17 protein-coding genes are annotated in these 14,242 nt (G+C 52.6%); 8 read left to right on the forward strand and 9 right to left on the reverse strand.

From position 1 onward, the window contains the following. The first annotated feature begins 6 nt into the window (after positions 1-6). From SynMINOS11_RS02815 to SynMINOS11_RS02830, 4 genes are read left to right on the forward strand one after another with little or no spacing between them, the layout of a single operon-like run. Positions 7-201: a hypothetical protein gene (locus SynMINOS11_RS02815; RefSeq protein ID WP_186549711.1), complete on the forward strand. Its 195-nt coding sequence runs from the start codon at positions 7-9 to the stop codon at positions 199-201. 5 nt (positions 202-206) lie between these two features. Beyond that, on the forward strand, positions 207-602 hold the full coding sequence (locus SynMINOS11_RS02820; RefSeq protein ID WP_186549713.1) for a hypothetical protein: 396 nt from the start codon (positions 207-209) through the stop codon (positions 600-602). Continuing rightward, positions 589-1,062 carry a GspH/FimT family pseudopilin gene (locus SynMINOS11_RS02825; protein WP_186549715.1) on the forward strand — a complete coding sequence of 158 codons (474 nt, stop codon included), beginning with the start codon at positions 589-591 and terminating at the stop codon, positions 1,060-1,062. Before SynMINOS11_RS02820 ends, SynMINOS11_RS02825 begins: the two co-directional genes overlap by 14 nt. A gap of 19 nt (positions 1,063-1,081) precedes the next feature. Further along, positions 1,082-1,312, forward strand: a complete 231-nt coding sequence (locus SynMINOS11_RS02830) for a hypothetical protein (RefSeq protein WP_186549716.1) — start codon at positions 1,082-1,084, stop codon at positions 1,310-1,312. A 3-nt stretch (positions 1,313-1,315) separates the two neighbouring features. Here the strand turns inward: SynMINOS11_RS02830 and SynMINOS11_RS02835 are convergent, their stop codons facing one another. From SynMINOS11_RS02835 to SynMINOS11_RS02865, 7 genes are all read right to left on the reverse strand, one after another. Further along, entirely contained in the window at positions 1,316-2,875 is a 1,560-nt protein-coding gene (locus SynMINOS11_RS02835) for a vWA domain-containing protein (RefSeq protein ID WP_186549718.1), read from the reverse strand. 136 nt (positions 2,876-3,011) lie between these two features. Beyond that, positions 3,012-3,638, reverse strand: a complete 627-nt coding sequence (locus tag SynMINOS11_RS13100) for a prepilin-type N-terminal cleavage/methylation domain-containing protein (RefSeq protein ID WP_186549720.1) — start codon at positions 3,636-3,638, stop codon at positions 3,012-3,014. Further along, the gene (locus SynMINOS11_RS02845; RefSeq protein WP_186549722.1) at positions 3,617-4,141 is read right to left on the reverse strand and encodes a type II secretion system protein; all 525 of its coding nucleotides are present in this window, start codon (positions 4,139-4,141) and stop codon (positions 3,617-3,619) included. The genes SynMINOS11_RS13100 and SynMINOS11_RS02845 overlap by 22 nt, the downstream gene beginning before the upstream one ends. Before the next feature lie 111 nt (positions 4,142-4,252). Beyond that, complete coding sequence (locus SynMINOS11_RS02850; RefSeq protein WP_186549724.1) at positions 4,253-5,929, reverse strand: hypothetical protein; 1,677 nt, start codon at positions 5,927-5,929, stop codon at positions 4,253-4,255. Beyond that, positions 5,923-6,402 (reverse strand): type IV pilin protein, encoded by a 480-nt coding sequence (locus SynMINOS11_RS02855; protein WP_186549726.1) that lies wholly within the window; start codon positions 6,400-6,402, stop codon positions 5,923-5,925. Before SynMINOS11_RS02855 ends, SynMINOS11_RS02850 begins: the two co-directional genes overlap by 7 nt. Positions 6,403-6,483: 81 nt before the next feature. Beyond that, on the reverse strand, positions 6,484-6,867 hold the full coding sequence (locus tag SynMINOS11_RS13050; protein WP_304623012.1) for a prepilin-type N-terminal cleavage/methylation domain-containing protein: 384 nt from the start codon (positions 6,865-6,867) through the stop codon (positions 6,484-6,486). Positions 6,868-7,046: 179 nt separating this feature from the next. After that, on the reverse strand, positions 7,047-7,769 hold the full coding sequence (locus SynMINOS11_RS02865) for a response regulator transcription factor (RefSeq protein ID WP_186549730.1): 723 nt from the start codon (positions 7,767-7,769) through the stop codon (positions 7,047-7,049). A gap of 78 nt (positions 7,770-7,847) precedes the next feature. On the opposite strand from SynMINOS11_RS02865, the gene SynMINOS11_RS02870 reads away from it, so the two are divergent. Then, a complete protein-coding gene (locus tag SynMINOS11_RS02870) occupies positions 7,848-8,243 on the forward strand; it encodes a PAS domain-containing protein (RefSeq protein ID WP_186549732.1) in 396 nt (131 codons plus the stop codon). Further along, on the forward strand, positions 8,240-9,331 hold the full coding sequence (locus SynMINOS11_RS02875; protein ID WP_186549734.1) for a sensor histidine kinase: 1,092 nt from the start codon (positions 8,240-8,242) through the stop codon (positions 9,329-9,331). Before SynMINOS11_RS02870 ends, SynMINOS11_RS02875 begins: the two co-directional genes overlap by 4 nt. On the opposite strand, the gene SynMINOS11_RS02880 is transcribed toward SynMINOS11_RS02875, so the two are convergent. After that, the gene (locus tag SynMINOS11_RS02880; RefSeq protein ID WP_186549735.1) at positions 9,313-9,681 is read right to left on the reverse strand and encodes a response regulator; all 369 of its coding nucleotides are present in this window, start codon (positions 9,679-9,681) and stop codon (positions 9,313-9,315) included. The genes SynMINOS11_RS02875 and SynMINOS11_RS02880 overlap by 19 nt on opposite strands. Before the next feature lie 122 nt (positions 9,682-9,803). On the opposite strand from SynMINOS11_RS02880, the gene SynMINOS11_RS02885 reads away from it, so the two are divergent. Then, complete coding sequence (locus tag SynMINOS11_RS02885; RefSeq protein ID WP_186549737.1) at positions 9,804-10,409, forward strand: prepilin-type cleavage/methylation domain-containing protein; 606 nt, start codon at positions 9,804-9,806, stop codon at positions 10,407-10,409. Here the strand turns inward: SynMINOS11_RS02885 and SynMINOS11_RS02890 are convergent. Next, on the reverse strand, positions 10,354-11,811 hold the full coding sequence (locus tag SynMINOS11_RS02890; RefSeq protein ID WP_186549739.1) for a sensor histidine kinase: 1,458 nt from the start codon (positions 11,809-11,811) through the stop codon (positions 10,354-10,356). The two genes, SynMINOS11_RS02885 and SynMINOS11_RS02890, sit on opposite strands and share 56 nt — an antisense overlap. 138 nt (positions 11,812-11,949) lie before the next feature. Between SynMINOS11_RS02890 and SynMINOS11_RS02895 the strand changes: the two genes are divergently transcribed. After that, positions 11,950-14,235: a secretin N-terminal domain-containing protein gene (locus tag SynMINOS11_RS02895; protein ID WP_186549741.1), complete on the forward strand. Its 2,286-nt coding sequence runs from the start codon at positions 11,950-11,952 to the stop codon at positions 14,233-14,235. Positions 14,236-14,242 lie beyond the last annotated feature (7 nt).

A 14,242-nucleotide genomic window follows, 5' to 3' on the forward strand; every position in this document is an offset into this window, starting at 1 on the left:
GCAGTGATGTGGAGCAAGCCACCACGGCAGCAGGGTTTTGTGCTGCCATCGGTTCTATTGCTCGGCTTGGTGATCATCACCAGCGGTTTGGCGCTGCAGGCCATGGCTTTGCAGGGAGTGCTGAGCCAAAAGCGCGAATTGCAGCGCGCTCAACAGGCCGATGCCGAGTTTTCAGCCGTGATGCGGCAGGCTTTGGATTAACCGAGGTGCTCGTGAGCGCCATGTTGCTGGGGATCTTCAGCAACTTGGGCTTGCAGCTTTCGGGTTCCATCGGCCGAGCGGCCCAGCAACAACAGCAAGCAGCTGCCCAACAGCATTGGCTGGCCTTGCAACTGCAGCGCGATGGGGGTTTGTTGATCAGGCAGGGGGCTTTGCTGGCAGTGGATTGCAGCAACAAGGAGCAACGCCGCCAGGGCTTGGTGGAGCTGCAGGCCACGTGGCAGCAAGCCGGCTCCATCGAGGCAGCCGAGTCGTTCCCGACTGAACGGCAACTTCAGATTGCCGATGGACTCCTTCAGCTGCGCGTCAGTGCTGGTGAACTGGAGCGTCAGCGCGAGTTCAGCCTTCAAGGGTTGGGGGCCTGCATCAATGAGCTTGGTTGAGCTGCTCACTGCTGTGGCGATTGTGGGAATCCTGGCCGGCACCAGCCTCAACGCCAGCCGCACGCCCATAGCCCATCAGCGGTTGCTGGCCGCGGCGCGCCAGCTTGAGCTGGGCATTGAGCAAGCCCGCGATCAGGCGATGGATCAACAGAGTCCATGCGCTCTGGCCTTGGGGGAGGCCGGTTGGGTTGAACCTGATGACGGCAGCTTGCCTGCTTGCACCCATGCCGTTAGCCCATTGCTCGCGGGTGATCGCGCCAATGGCCTGAGGCTGAATCACAACATCACCGCGCTGCAGTTCACCGCCAATGGCTTGGTGCTGGGGGGCGGCACCGTGCGCTTAGCGGTGGATGGTTTGGATCAAGAACGCTGTGTGGTGATCAGCTTGCCGCTGGGCATCACACGCCGAGGCCGTTGGGAAAACAGTCAATGTGTGCCGCCAGCGTCAGCAGAATCTTGACGCTGGCGTTACAAGGAGGGTGCTGATCTTTGCCAGTGCAACGGCTATGGCAGTTCCAACGTGGCTTGAGCGGATGATGGCGCTGATGCGTCAAACGGTGCAGCAAACCGGCATCGCTCCCAAACCCAAACCTTTGGCGAAGCCTGAGCCCTCAAAGGCAGCCAAAGCTTCCGAGCAGATCTTCACGGGCCCGAAAGGCGGGCAGTACGTGCTGACGGCCAGTGGCAAGAAGAAGTATCTGAAGAAGTAAGGCTTATCCCGACGTGGCATCCCCAATGCTGTCGCGATCGACTTCGTTGTAATGCCCCCCTGTCTGCTCTGCCAGTTGTTCCATCCAGGCGGACTCGAGTCCGAGAGCCGTCGTATGGACCTTGAGGACAACATCCCGCCCTGTGTTCAACCCGGCGTAGTAGTTCGCTGTTGGGTCTTCATCTGAGCCCCCCCAGTAGCCGCCATTGCGGTCCCTGTTTGGCTTGCCATCTGATAGGAAGTAAAGAGCATCCGTTTCTTGATCATTGAAGGCTGCCTGGATGGCATCCCATGGATCAGTTCCTCCCCAAGATGAGGGTGTTTCATCATCGAGGGAGTAAACAAAAGCAATGGCTGAATCCCGGACACCTTCATCCCCTAGACGCTTCAGCTTCGTCCCATAGTCTTTCCAAACTTTGTGATTTTCGTATCCATATGAGCTGAATGAGCGCAGGCCAATTCGGGTGTCATCGGGCAGCTTGTCAAGTATCACCGCTAGTTCTTTCTGAAGAGATTCCATTCGAGTTAATGCACATCGCCGGTTGGTCGTGATGTAGCCATGGCCTGGTTTGTAGAACTTCCGCCACTGGGCATAGCCATCACCCCATAAGACACAGGCACTCATTGAGCCTGATCCATCGACCACAAATCGAACTCTGTCACTGGTGATGTTCTGGAAGAAGGCGCCACTTAGAATGCCTCCATTGGAATCATCATCTAAGTCATTGACACGCTTGTCAGCACGGGCAAATGCTGCGAAGTGCAGATCTTTTTTGGTGATTGTCTTTGTATTGCTACGCTTCTCTAGAAAACTGGCTTTGATGTTGTCATCTTCAGGGTTCGCTTCTGTAGGATCAACAAACTTAATCAGTTTAAAGTTGCTATCTGTTTCAAGTCTGAGAGCTGGTTCATATGCTTCTCTGTAGGGGGTAAAGCCCTGATCAAATGTGAAGTCAGAGCTGGATAGGTAAGTTCCTAATGCTTTTTCTGTAGCACATTCATCTGTGTTGCAAGGGACTCTGCCAATATCTTCGAGGATGATTGAGACGAAACTTTTTTCAGTCTCATCGTCATAGTTACCATCAAGCTTTAAAGGTGCACCGCAGCGTTTTAGGGTATAACCAAGTCCATTGGTACCTTTGCTGACCCCATAGAAAACGGGATCTGTTAATTCAATCATTTTGGCTCCAAAGATTGGTTGAAAACCACTTGTGCCAGCTAGAGTTTCGCAAGTTGAAAGCGAGTTTGTGTATCGAGAATCTGATAAGTCAAGGTGACTCTTGCCTTCAGGAAATCCTCCCGTATTTTTTACAACAAGGTGAATGCTACGTTCAACTTCTGAGCGCATCAGGCGCATGCCGTTGGTGGTGTTCTGGCGGAGCGTGGCCTTGTCGGTTGATTGCCCTATGAGTGTTTCTGTTGTTCTCAATCCAAGGGCTGAAGCTCCGATGACGAGTGATGTTGCAACCGTTGCCACCATGGCTTCCGTCATGGACGCGATTCCTGCTTCTCTTCGCCGTTTGTGATTTTTGCGCTGATTGATGAGCTGGTGAAGTCGCGTCATAGAACTAGAGCGGAGGATCAAAGCAAAAGCTTGGTGAATGCGATGATGCTTCTATATGAGTTCATCATTACCTTTATTGCCGCAGTTGTGTTGAATAGCTGCTGAGTTGAAAGTGAATCTTTTCTGAATGGAATCGCTAGTCAATAGAGCATGCTTTTAATGCACCATCCCAAGTCCCTCGACTAATGCTTCCGCTGCCTGAGACTTCCACACAGCGTGTCAATAAGCGGCTCTTTCCATTGCTTGTTCGATATGAAGAATCTGCATGATCTTTCGAGCGCACTAAAATCCTTAGGAGACTAGAGTCGGCGCTCGTGCCAGGCGGACTCATTTGAAAGCCGGACAAAGTAGTTGCAACTTCAACATTGTCCCGCTCGGGAGTTCCTTCTCGATTAATGATGCGATAGTTTGGCCCCCCAACGCATCCCTCTTGGGAATTGCAGCAGCTAATTCGGCCAGTCAGATTGGTTTGAATCCCATTGGGTTGCTGGAATTCCAAGATATCCCACACAGGCCGATATTGATTTGGACTTGGAAATGAGATTTCGCAGCTTGACTTTGTGGTTCCGAGTTTGGCGCGAAGACTAAACAATCCAGATTCAACAGTCTGTGTATACCGATCAACTTCACGCTGCTTTAATGTCCGCATGAATGTGGGCAGGCTGAGAGCTGATCCGATCGAAATTAAGACAATAACAACCAGCAGCTCAACTAACGTAAAGCCTGAATTTTCATTCCGTATCACTTGATCGTTGTAAAGCATTGAGATGAAAAATTAGGATTGAGTTCGATGCGCCTGTATTCCCACCGTTCATCAGCATCAGACTTGCCTTTGTACTCGGGAGATTTAAATTTGTACTTCACAACAAGAATATCCATGCCATCTTCAGCGAGTGTCTCAAATGTTCTTTCAATGGTCTGAGAAACTCCGTCAGGTGATGGTTCGGGGACTTGCTCTGAGAGGTGACTTTGTAGTTTGCCTGTTGGGTCTTTACAGCTTTCTTCCTGCTCAGTGGGAGACATCTCAGTAAAACGGAGATATGAATCTTCCATTTGCAAGTTTTGGATGTTGTTATTGATTGCTGCTTCGATCCTTGTTCTCTCAGCTTGCTTTGAGCTGCTTGCTAACGCAGAGGTGCTCAACCGACTCACGCTTGCCATGATTGATGCCAGTAGCACGCCAGCCACCAAGACTTCGACCAGAGTGAAGCCATCTTGCCCTTGGGTGGAGTTGTTCTTTAAGTTGTGGCGCAATCGGCTAAGCATGGCGCTTTAACCGCTATCCATAGTCTCGTGCAAAATCAGCTTGTTCATTGGTGCATTAAGAGAAAAGAGTTTGAGTTGCTGCTGATAAACATCTGAAATCATGCTGAGTCATTACCAGCGTCTAAAGGTGTCAAGACCTGTGCCTCGGATGCCGCGGGTGACCATTCGCCCATAACCTGCAAAACCCTCTTCGCTCCACTTCCACAAATCGTCGGCTGCTCGGACAACAGTGCTGCTCGAGTCCTCAGTGACCAGGTGAATACTTCCATCCTTGGCACAGATGCTGTGGGCCCAAATAACACCGTGTAATTTGCTGTCAGCACTTGGTCGAACTGTGCCCCTGGGAAGATGAATAAAAGCGTGCGGAAGAGCATCCCCTTCGAAACTCAGCACATGGGTTGAGGCATTGCAAGCCATCCCTGTTTGCCCTGCATTGGCAGTAATGACAAGCCGCTCTGGCTTACCGTTGCAGGAACTGCCTCCTGTTGTTCCACACAGTTTGCTTGTGCCAGTGAGTTTGATTTGGCCACTCAAATTGCTATTGATTGCGTCTCCTTGGGGCTTTTCAAGATGAAGTACGACAGGTCTCTGCCCTGTTTCAATTAAGAGTTGAGTCGAGGATAGCTTGAGATGTTCAATAAAGACATGGCATTCAAATCCGGATTGGTCCTTGCAAAGCACGTCCGATTTGATGGAGATGGTTTTTGAAGCGTTGTTAATCTCAACTCCTTCTGGAGTTTTGAATTCGTCGCTGTTGGCTAGACGAGTACAGACCACTGAGTCAATGCATTGTGCTTGGAAGCTCGCGCTATCAGGGTCGAGATCTGGGTCAGCAGGAGCAGGCGTATCGTCAAAACTCCATACTCGGGCCGTTCCGTCAACAGAGTCGATAAGCTTGTCTTTTTCAAATAGAGTCGTAAGAGGGAAACCCCTCTTGAGGACTGGCCAAATTTTTGAGCCTATTTCTTGGTTGTTTGCATCAACTGCTGATTTACGGGCAGATTGACTGCATTCTGACGACGTGTCAAATGCAGATGCATCTTTTACATCCAGTAAGATCATTCCTGCCCCATCGGCATTGTTGTTGTGGTCAGTCACTTTTGAATCCCCTAGCTCCATATATTTGCCTGCCATTACTGCCCAATCTCCCTCAGCTGCTACAAGTGATTGGACATAGAGAGATCGGGTTAGGAGTGTGCGCGCCAGGTAGTTCTCAGGATTACCAGCTGATTCACGCCGAACCAATCCTTCGATCATAAAAGTGCCCTCACCTTGCCCCCCATCTTCAGGCTGTGAGTATTGGCGCATTCGGTAAAATAGTTGGATTGGCCCTTTGCCATCGTTGCGTTGTGTGCTGGATGTGAGTTGTCGTTCATTTCTCGGCCAGCCCACAGGCATGCCAACGCTTGTGTCGGTGCAAAGTTCTTCGAGTGGTTTTGGCCTTGGGTCATTGTTGGCAGTATCCCAGTCAAGGCTTTCATCGCCCTGCACGTCAGGCTCTCCTTCTTTATTGTCAAGACTGAAGTAGTAGCCACGATATTTTTCATCATTGTCGTTGTTTAACGTGGCGAGGATGCGATTAAAGCCATTGAGGGCAGCGGTTTCGGCCATTTGTTGGTAGCTCTCTGATGCTCCCAGTTTTCGGCTCATTGTCATCCTGGCCAGCAAGCCGCTTGATCCGGCCAGCAGCATTAGACCCATCATCAAAGTGATGATCAGGGCCATGCCTTCTTCTTGCTTCGTAGAGAAATCGCTTCGTTTCTTTTTTTGGGTTGCTGGATTTAACATTTGAGGTCGCCGGCACTGGCGGCTGCTTGGCTGTCCCCGGAGATAATCTGGCTTGCGCCTGTGGCGATATTTGAGCATCCAATGACGTTGTATTTAGAGGAAGCATTGCCTTTTGGTGTTGCTGCAAACGTGTAGCTGTTCTCGCTTTTAGTTATTGAGACCGAGTAATTTCCGCTAGGTGTTGTTATTGCTTCAAAGTCTGACGAGTCTGCAGTGCCGTCGCCTGTTGAAATAGTTGCAATTGCGTCTAGATCGCGCCAGCTTTCAGCTGCTTTGCCAAATTCGTCGTTGAAGGCAGATGTTTGAGTAATGAGTTGTGAGATCAATGTCTCGGCCTCCCCTTGGCGTCCTCTTTCTAGTTGTCCGAGTAGTGCTGGTGTAGTAACAGAACCAAGGATTCCAAGAATCGATACTGTTACTAATAATTCGGGCAAGGTGAAGGCATGCAGGTTTGCTTTTTGAACTTTATGCATGGCCAATTGGTAATAATTTTTGCCCCTTCTTTTAAATATGAAGGGGCTTTTAGAGGCTAGTTTGTCTGATTTTTGGCCCTATTATGCTGCGGCGTTGGTTGTTACGCTCGTTCCTCCGTTGGCCCCTACTTCAGCAATTGCCTGAGTGCCAAGTCTGTCATAAACTGCAGCTAGGGTTGTGAATTCGGCGCCGTATGCACAAGCGGTTGTGCCTGTTGCAAATCCAACACCTGCTGGATTTGTGTAGGTTTCGTTCATTATGAGGGCTGCTTCGCATGATTTGGCTGCTGCCAATGCAGCCGCATCAGCTGCGCTTTCTGCGGCAGTATCCGATTGGTCAAGGAATGCAGGCAGTGCAACAGCGGAGAGAATGCCAAGAATCACAACCACCACCAAAAGCTCAACAAGAGTGAAGCCTTTTTGAAGGAGGTTTTTCTTGCTTTTGGCTTTGTTAATCAGAGCCAAGCGCAGTGAAGGATTTAGAGAAGTCATGGTGTCGATGGCGCCATGCGCCTCGGGTACCTGACCTTTCTATCCAGCCCTTTTGACCTGTAGATGTAATTTCAGCTATGGATGAATGAGAGATTTCTGAATGATCAGATGAGAGATCCTCATCGTTGAATGCAAAGCATGCTTTGCATTCCTCAGGTTTCAGAGCCTTCTATGCGCATCATGAAGCCCACGCCGCGCACGGTGTGGATCAGCTTGGGTTCATCGGGGCTTTCAACTTTTTGTCTCAGGTAGCGGATATAAACGTCGAGCAGGTTGTCATCGCCATAGAAGCTCTCGCCCCACACCCCATGCAGGATCTCCAAGCGCGACTGGACCTTGTTGGGTGAGCGCATTAGGAACACCAGCAGCTGATACTCCTTGTTGGAGAGCTGGATACTGCGGCTGCCGCGGCGGACGTCGTGATTCGCTTGGTTCAGCTCCAGATCACCAATGCGCAGCACATCCGGTTCGCTGGCTTGGGGCTGCAGGGCATTGGAGCGCCGTTGCAGCGCCCTGAGCCGGGCTAAGAGTTCTTCGATCGAGAAGGGTTTGACCAGGTAGTCGTCGACGCCGGCATCGAGAGCCTCCACCTTGTCTTTGACTTCGTCGTAGCCCGTGAGCATCAGCACAGGCACGGACATGCCGGTGGATCGAATCCGCCTGCAGATATCAAGGCCGGTGAAGTCAGGCAGGTTCCAGTCGAGCAACACCAGATCTGGTGCAGGTTCTCCCCTGAGGGCAATCAGGCCGCTGGCGCCATCGTGGGCGATCTGCACGGCATAGCCTTCCAGCTCCAGCTCCATACGCAGGAACTCGGTGAGCTTGGGCTCATCATCAACCAGGAGCAGACGTAGCTGCTCAGCTTCCGGAGCCATTCCCACCGTTGTGGCCTTCTCTATTTATAGGTGCATTAGCGCAATCGCTCCTAATCTGAATTTGATTGCGAGAACGCCATGGCGGAGCAGTGGACTCCAGGCGCTGTTGCGGCCCTGCGCGAAAAGGAAAACTTGCCCTTTGTGCGTGCTGATGCCAGAGGCAACATCGTTGAGTTCAATGCCCGCTTTGCGGAGGTGTATGGCTGGGTTGAGGGTCAGCTGGTCGGTGAATCAATTTCAGCGATCCTGCCGCCCAGCTTTCGTGAATTTCATCACGCCGGCTTTGCGCGCTTTCAGCTCACTGAAAGTTCCAAGGTGGTGGGCCATCCACTGACCCTGGCCACGGTGTGCAGTGACGGCAGTGAAGTGCAAAGCGAGCACTACATCGTTGCTGAGAAATATCCCGATGGCAGTTGGAGCTTTGCTGCCACCTTGCGCCCATTGGAGGGGCCATACGCGTCCTCAGCAGAATGACTGATCAGGCCCTGCTGGCTGAATTGCGTCAGTCCCTGGGTTTGTTGCAGGTGGCGTTTGATGCTGCCAGTGAAGCGATGGTGATTGTTGAGCCTGGTGGTGAAGTCCGTTGGGGCAACCAATCAGCGGCGGATCTCTGGACCAATGGATTGGCGATTTTTCTGGTAGGGCAGCGCTTAGACCAGCTGCTTGAGTCCGTCACCGGAAGCAACGGACAGTTGTTATCCCTGGATTCGACTGATCACCCGTTGCAGCGCATTCAGCGCGGTGATGGCAACGGCATCTTTCAACTAGCTGGTCGCTCGATCCAATTGGAGTGGCGGCGAATTCCCCAGCCTGGTGATGGTTATCTGCTGTTGCTTGCTCGTGACTTGGCGCCTCAAGAGCAGGCGTTGCAGCAGCAACGGCGCTTTCTCAATGACTTGGCCCACGAACTCAACACTCCTCTAGCGATCGTCAGCGGCAGCCTCAAGCGGCTTGGCCATACAGCCCTTTCTTTGGGGCATGAGCCCCAGCAGTGGTTACAGCATGCGCAACAGGAAACCGGCCGATTAGCTCGGCTGCTGCGCAACCTGTTGACCTTGAGTGATTTAGAGACCGGACGCCAGCAGCTGCATTTACGCCGTGTATCGCTGCAGGACTGGTTGCAGCAGTGGTGCGCGCAACAGCTCTTGCCAGAGGGGGTGGTATTGGAATTGCTCCCGTCTCAGCTGGCTAGTACCGACATTGACGTTGATGTCGAGGCATTGGCCGAAGTATTGGCGCAATTATTCGACAACAGCCTTCGCTACAGCTCAGCTCCTGCGCAGATTCAATTGAAACTGAGTTCAGAAGCTGAGCAACTTGTTCTGCAATGGCAAGACCACGGCCCAGGAATCGAGCCGAGTTCGCGTCAGCAAATTTTCGAGCGGTTTGTGCGTCTTGAGGAGCACCGTGACAGCGCCCAGGCCGATGGCGCTGGGCTTGGCCTGGCGCTGTGTGAGGCATTGATGGATTCCATGGGGGGAAGCATTGCTTTGGAAGCTTCAAGCCACCCCAGTCGTGGCGCTTTGTTTGTTCTGCGCTGGCCTCAGTTGTTGGGGAGATAGTGCTGCAGTAGCGGCTCCAGTTGATCAAACAGCGTTGACTTCACCACCCAGCCGCTGGCGCCTTCTGCTTCTGCTTTCTGTTTGAGTTCTGGATCATTGAGAGCGCTGAACATCACCACGGTCCCTGCGTAACCGCGTTGACGGAGCTCTTTGAGACAGCCCATTCCACCCATCCCAGGCATCAACACATCCAGCAGGATCAGACCAGGCTGGCGGAGATCCAATTCGGCGAGCAGGGCTTCTGCACTGCTGTAGCTGCAGTGGGGTTGCTGCAAGTCGCCGAGCTCAGCGCTGAGCAGATCCTGAATGCGGGGATCGTCATCAACGATGGCCACGAGGGCGCGCTGCATCGAGACCAACTTGGAGCACAAAAACAGTTTGGCCGTGCTTTGGCGGTAATTGACCTGAGGATTTACTGAGAACTTTCTGAGGGGTTGTGCGGGGAACCCTGCCTTGAGCAGCGTGGCAGGTGGTGAATCGAGGCCAGGATCAAGGGTTTTCGTTGGTGGAATTGCTGTTGGCTTGCAGCCTTGGCCTGCTGATGGTTGCTGTGGTCGCCAGTTGGTTGCTGCAAGAACAGATCCTGGGCAGTCGATTGGGAGTCGTGCTGCGTCAACGGCAATTGCTGATGAGGGCCAATCAACTCATCAGCGCTGATATTCAGCGCGGTGTTGCTTTGGCACCTGAGCTATTGCCGTCTTGCTCCATGGCAGGCCGCCAACCATTGCTCCAAATCCTTCTGGCTGATGGGGTAGTTATCAGCTACAGCATTGGTCCATCACCCAGCCGCATCTGGCGCGGGCACGTTCTGATGCGCTGCGGTCCGGCCTATGGCCTCGATGGGCAGCTGAATCCAATGGCCTCTTATCAACATCGCGTTGTACTGGATGGCTTGGACGCTGATGCACCGGCTTGGCAGGGTTGTGCTTTACCCCATGGCCAGCGAGAAGAAATGCTTGCCTCTTGCTGGGAACAGGTGAGCGGATTGGTGCAGTGGCAGCTTTCCTGGCGCCAAGGGGAGCTCAGCCTGCAGCAGGAAGGCCAGGCTGTTTTGCAGGCAGTGGAAATTGCAGAGTGAAACAACTCCCTTCTCCAACACTGCTTTGAACGGAGATCTCCCCTCCCATCGCCTCAACCAGCAACTTGACAACGGCGAGTCCTAGCCCAGAGCCGCCACTGCGTTTGGAGTGTTTACCGCGGTAAAACCGCTCAAAGATATGAGGCAAGTCGCCAATGGCAATTCCATCGCCGTTGTCGGTGATTGCAAGGCAACAACTGGTGGCTTCACGGCTCAGCTCGATGCCGATTGGAGCGTCAGCAGCTGAGTATTTGTGAGCGTTTTCCATCAGGTTGAGCAGCACCTGCTTGAGGCGCTCTGGGCACGCTTCCATCACAAGATCGTCGTCTGGCTTTACGTCTGTGTGGAATGTGATGGGGTGCTCCAAGGTGTTGGTGGCTTGCTCGATGGCCTCGAGCACAACAGGTCTGGGGTCAAAGCTTTCGCGCGTCATTTGCAGCTGGCCGCTGTCACTGCGTGATAAATCCAGCAAGTCGTTCAACAGATGGATCAGGCGGGTGCATTCCTCTCCAGCAACAGAGATCGCTTTGTGCTGCTGCTCATTGAGGTTGGTGCCGCGCCTGAGCGTGCGGTTGAGGTAGCCCGAAATAATGGTGAGCGGCGTACGCAGTTCATGGGAGACGGCGCTGACAAAGAGTCGCTGTTGCTGCCATGCCTCTGAGAGGCGATCCAGCAATGAGTTGTAGGACTCAGAAAGTTCAGCCACTTCTTCTGGGGCGTTTCCAACGGTGATGCTGCCGCCGGGTAGGGAATCGGACTTCAAGGTCGCAGCGCTGCGACTGAGTTGGCGTAATGGCTGCACAATCCGGCTGACCAAGACGCCGATCAGACGCAGGCTGAGTAGCAGCGTGATGCCCCAACTGATTACCAGCAGGGTCAGATGCTGGCCAAGGGCTCGGGTGTAAGCGGTGATGTTTTGAGCAATGCCCAGGCGAATCCCCGGGATGCCAGTGGGTTCCACCATGGACACCACAGAGACCCCATCGGGCAAGCTGCTATGGACAATCCGGTTGAGACTGCCTGGCTGGTTGCTACTGACTAAACGCCAAACCAGATCAGCTGGAACTGATCCCTCCGCTTGGCTGGGCAGGAGCTTGGTTCCATCGTCGAGTTCAATCCAGACCGTTTGCTTCCAATTGGTGTTGTTGCGCCTGAGCTGACTCAGCAATCGATTGCGCTCTGCTACTGGGAGCAACATCAACTCTTCCCCGCGGCGGTTGAGGGCCTCTTTGACCTGTTTGGCATCACGGGCTAGTTCCCGCTGCAAATTGAAGTTGCCGATCCAAAGTGTGGAGCCCGCTGCCACAGCAAAGCCGAGGATCATCACGCCACTGGAGGCGAGCTGCAGCTGCTGCTGCATGCTGCGAATGAATCGGCGGTGCCAGGGGCGTACAGCTTTCATCCCATCCAGCTGACGAATCCCGGGACGCTCTTTTGTTATACCCGCGCCAGTGAGGCCCAAGCCATCGCAGCTCGGCAGCTGACCACTGGATGGCCATGCTTTGGCCCGGTACCTTCGGCAAAGTTTCCTGGTTCATGGATGCATCGCCTCCTGCCGGTGGCTGTAGCTGCAGCAATGGCGATCCCTCCGGTAGCTGTCGTTCGCGCTGAGCAGCAGGTTGATCTCAAGGTGGTGCGCTACCCCGGCTCGATTGAGCTGCGGTTGGTTGGCATGGGCCCGAGCCCTGATGTTCGTAAGATCAAAACAGATAACGGCTGGTTGATAGAGGTCAATACAGGGCAGCGGAGGCCTCCTCTGGGAAGCCCCAAATTTCTAACCATGCCCGATGCCGGCATGGACAGCATCAGCTTTAGCGGCAGCGGCACCCTCTGGCGATTAGAGGTCAATGCACTGCCTGGGAAGACCTTGGGGTCGCCTCTGGTGACTGCCAATGGCCGTGATGTGCAGGTCAGCTTTAAAGCGCAGCCTCTGCCGGAAATGGTGGCGGGCAGCTATGACCTCAACACTCCTGGGCGGGTGAAGCGCAATACCTATGTGCCGCCACTGCGCAAGCGAGCAACAGCGCCTCCCGTTGGTGATATGGCCATCGGCACCATCGCGATCAAAGGCAATGAAGTTCGGATGCCAGGGGCTGGCATGGTCGAACGTCTAACGCTTCGCAATGCCCCAGCCCGTGATGTGTTGATGACTTTGGGGCGAGCTGGTGGGTACAACGTTGCCTTTTACAGCAAGAAAACTGAAGACGGTCAAGGCAGCGCTGGAGGGAATCCCATTTCAGTTGATTTCCAAGATGAGCCGATTGAGTCAGCCGTAAACCTTGTGCTGACCTTGGGGGGATTGCAGGCTAAGCGCCAAGGAAAAACTCTGATTGTGGGCGAAAAACTTCCGTCTTTTGCAAGGCAATTAATGAGTCGTACGGTTCGGCTTAATCAGGTTTCTCCTGCTCGAGCTACAGAGTTTTTAATGAGCCAAGGAGCTACTTTTTATAGGACAAAAGTCCTGGAAGAAAAACAAGCAGAGGTTGATGCAGTTGATGTTGTTGGAGCAACAGGTAGTCAAGTCAATACAGGTCCAAAGACAGAGTTGACTGGCACTAGTGTCAGTATTCAAACGGTGGAGGCTGATGGTGCAGCGGCCGGGGCCTTGCCTCTGAAGGGGCTTACTGTTTCACCTGATGATCGCTTAAATTCAATTACCCTCACGGGCGAGCCCAATCTTGTTGAAATAGCTGAAGGCTATCTCAAGCAAGTTGATCTTCGAAAGCGACAAGTAGCTGTTCGTGTTCAAATACTTGATGTTGACCTTACAAATGCGAAGACTTTCGATAATAGCTTTGCGGTAAGAACAGGTAATACTTTTATCGTGAATCGCAGCGGCCAAATGCTTGTCAATTTTGGTGAGCTCAAGCCTCCTGGATCTCCTGAAACGGGTTTGCCTGGAAACTACACGGCTGCAGATGGAACACCAACAGGGTCTCCTCTCGTCGGCTCTGGAGCTTTTCAGTTGCCAGGTGGTGCCCAGCAATTTGTAGACCGTCCCATCAGGCAATATCCCTATCAAGGTGCCGGTTCTCGATATCCGTATGGAAACAATGCAAATACTCCTCCTTTGCAAGGAAACTTGTATTCACGCCCAGGCTATGGACCTTACTCTAATCCAGGGCAGCCAGGAGTAACTGAAGTGGAGCTAGATAACGGAAATACCACCCTTAATTACGAGACGCCATTGAACTTTGAGTATCCTAAGAATCAGTTTTTTGATTATGTTACTGCGCAAATCGCAGGCGGCAGCGCAAAAATACTTGCTGATCCCACATTGATTGTGCAAGAAAGCGAATCCTCTAGCGTTGGAGTTGGCCGGACTTACACTACTAATGTGAATTCCTCTTCTTCATCTACTGGCGTAATCAGTTGCGAGCAGGAGAAAGAGACTGCCGGGCTGGAGGTAGATGTTTCTGTTGCAAGGGTTGATGACAATGGATTTGTTACTCTAAAAGTCAATCCCACACTATCAGCGCCGGCGGGTTTGCCTGAGCAAACGACTTGTAATAATGTCCTCTATTCAGTGCAGAATCTTGCTTTACGTGAGCTCAAAACAGGTGAATTTCGTGTTCGAGATGGCCAGACTTTGATTTTGACAGGTGTAATACAAGATGACACCAAAGAAGAATTTACAAAATGGCCTGTTTTAGGTGATATACCTCTTATTGGTCAGTTCTTCAGGAAAACCATTGGAACCCGCACCAAGAGAGAGCTGGTTATTGTGGTGACACCACAAATCATGGATGATGATCAAGGCGGGAGTTATGGATACGGATATGAGCCATCTAGTCAGGATGCGCGAAAGCTGATCTATCAGCCCTGACGGCCTC

It is taken from the genome of Synechococcus sp. Minos11 (assembly GCF_014279855.1).
GTDB lineage: Bacteria > Cyanobacteriota > Cyanobacteriia > PCC-6307 > Cyanobiaceae > RCC307.

Coding starts and splice junctions, on each gene's coding strand:
- SynMINOS11_RS02880 (WP_186549735.1), bottom strand. CDS start 9,681: ATGCAGCGCGCCCTCGTGGCCATCGTTGATGACGATCCCCGCATTCAG.
- SynMINOS11_RS02835 (WP_186549718.1), bottom strand. CDS start 2,875: ATGACGCGACTTCACCAGCTCATCAATCAGCGCAAAAATCACAAACGG.
- SynMINOS11_RS13100 (WP_186549720.1), bottom strand. CDS start 3,638: ATGCTTTACAACGATCAAGTGATACGGAATGAAAATTCAGGCTTTACG.
- SynMINOS11_RS02855 (WP_186549726.1), bottom strand. CDS start 6,402: ATGCATAAAGTTCAAAAAGCAAACCTGCATGCCTTCACCTTGCCCGAA.
- SynMINOS11_RS02850 (WP_186549724.1), bottom strand. CDS start 5,929: ATGTTAAATCCAGCAACCCAAAAAAAGAAACGAAGCGATTTCTCTACG.
- SynMINOS11_RS02825 (WP_186549715.1), top strand. CDS start 589: ATGAGCTTGGTTGAGCTGCTCACTGCTGTGGCGATTGTGGGAATCCTG.
- SynMINOS11_RS02815 (WP_186549711.1), top strand. CDS start 7: ATGTGGAGCAAGCCACCACGGCAGCAGGGTTTTGTGCTGCCATCGGTT.
- SynMINOS11_RS02890 (WP_186549739.1), bottom strand. CDS start 11,811: ATGAAAGCTGTACGCCCCTGGCACCGCCGATTCATTCGCAGCATGCAG.
- SynMINOS11_RS02895 (WP_186549741.1), top strand. CDS start 11,950: ATGCATCGCCTCCTGCCGGTGGCTGTAGCTGCAGCAATGGCGATCCCT.
- SynMINOS11_RS02865 (WP_186549730.1), bottom strand. CDS start 7,769: ATGGCTCCGGAAGCTGAGCAGCTACGTCTGCTCCTGGTTGATGATGAG.
- SynMINOS11_RS02875 (WP_186549734.1), top strand. CDS start 8,240: ATGACTGATCAGGCCCTGCTGGCTGAATTGCGTCAGTCCCTGGGTTTG.
- SynMINOS11_RS02870 (WP_186549732.1), top strand. CDS start 7,848: ATGGCGGAGCAGTGGACTCCAGGCGCTGTTGCGGCCCTGCGCGAAAAG.
- SynMINOS11_RS02845 (WP_186549722.1), bottom strand. CDS start 4,141: ATGCTTAGCCGATTGCGCCACAACTTAAAGAACAACTCCACCCAAGGG.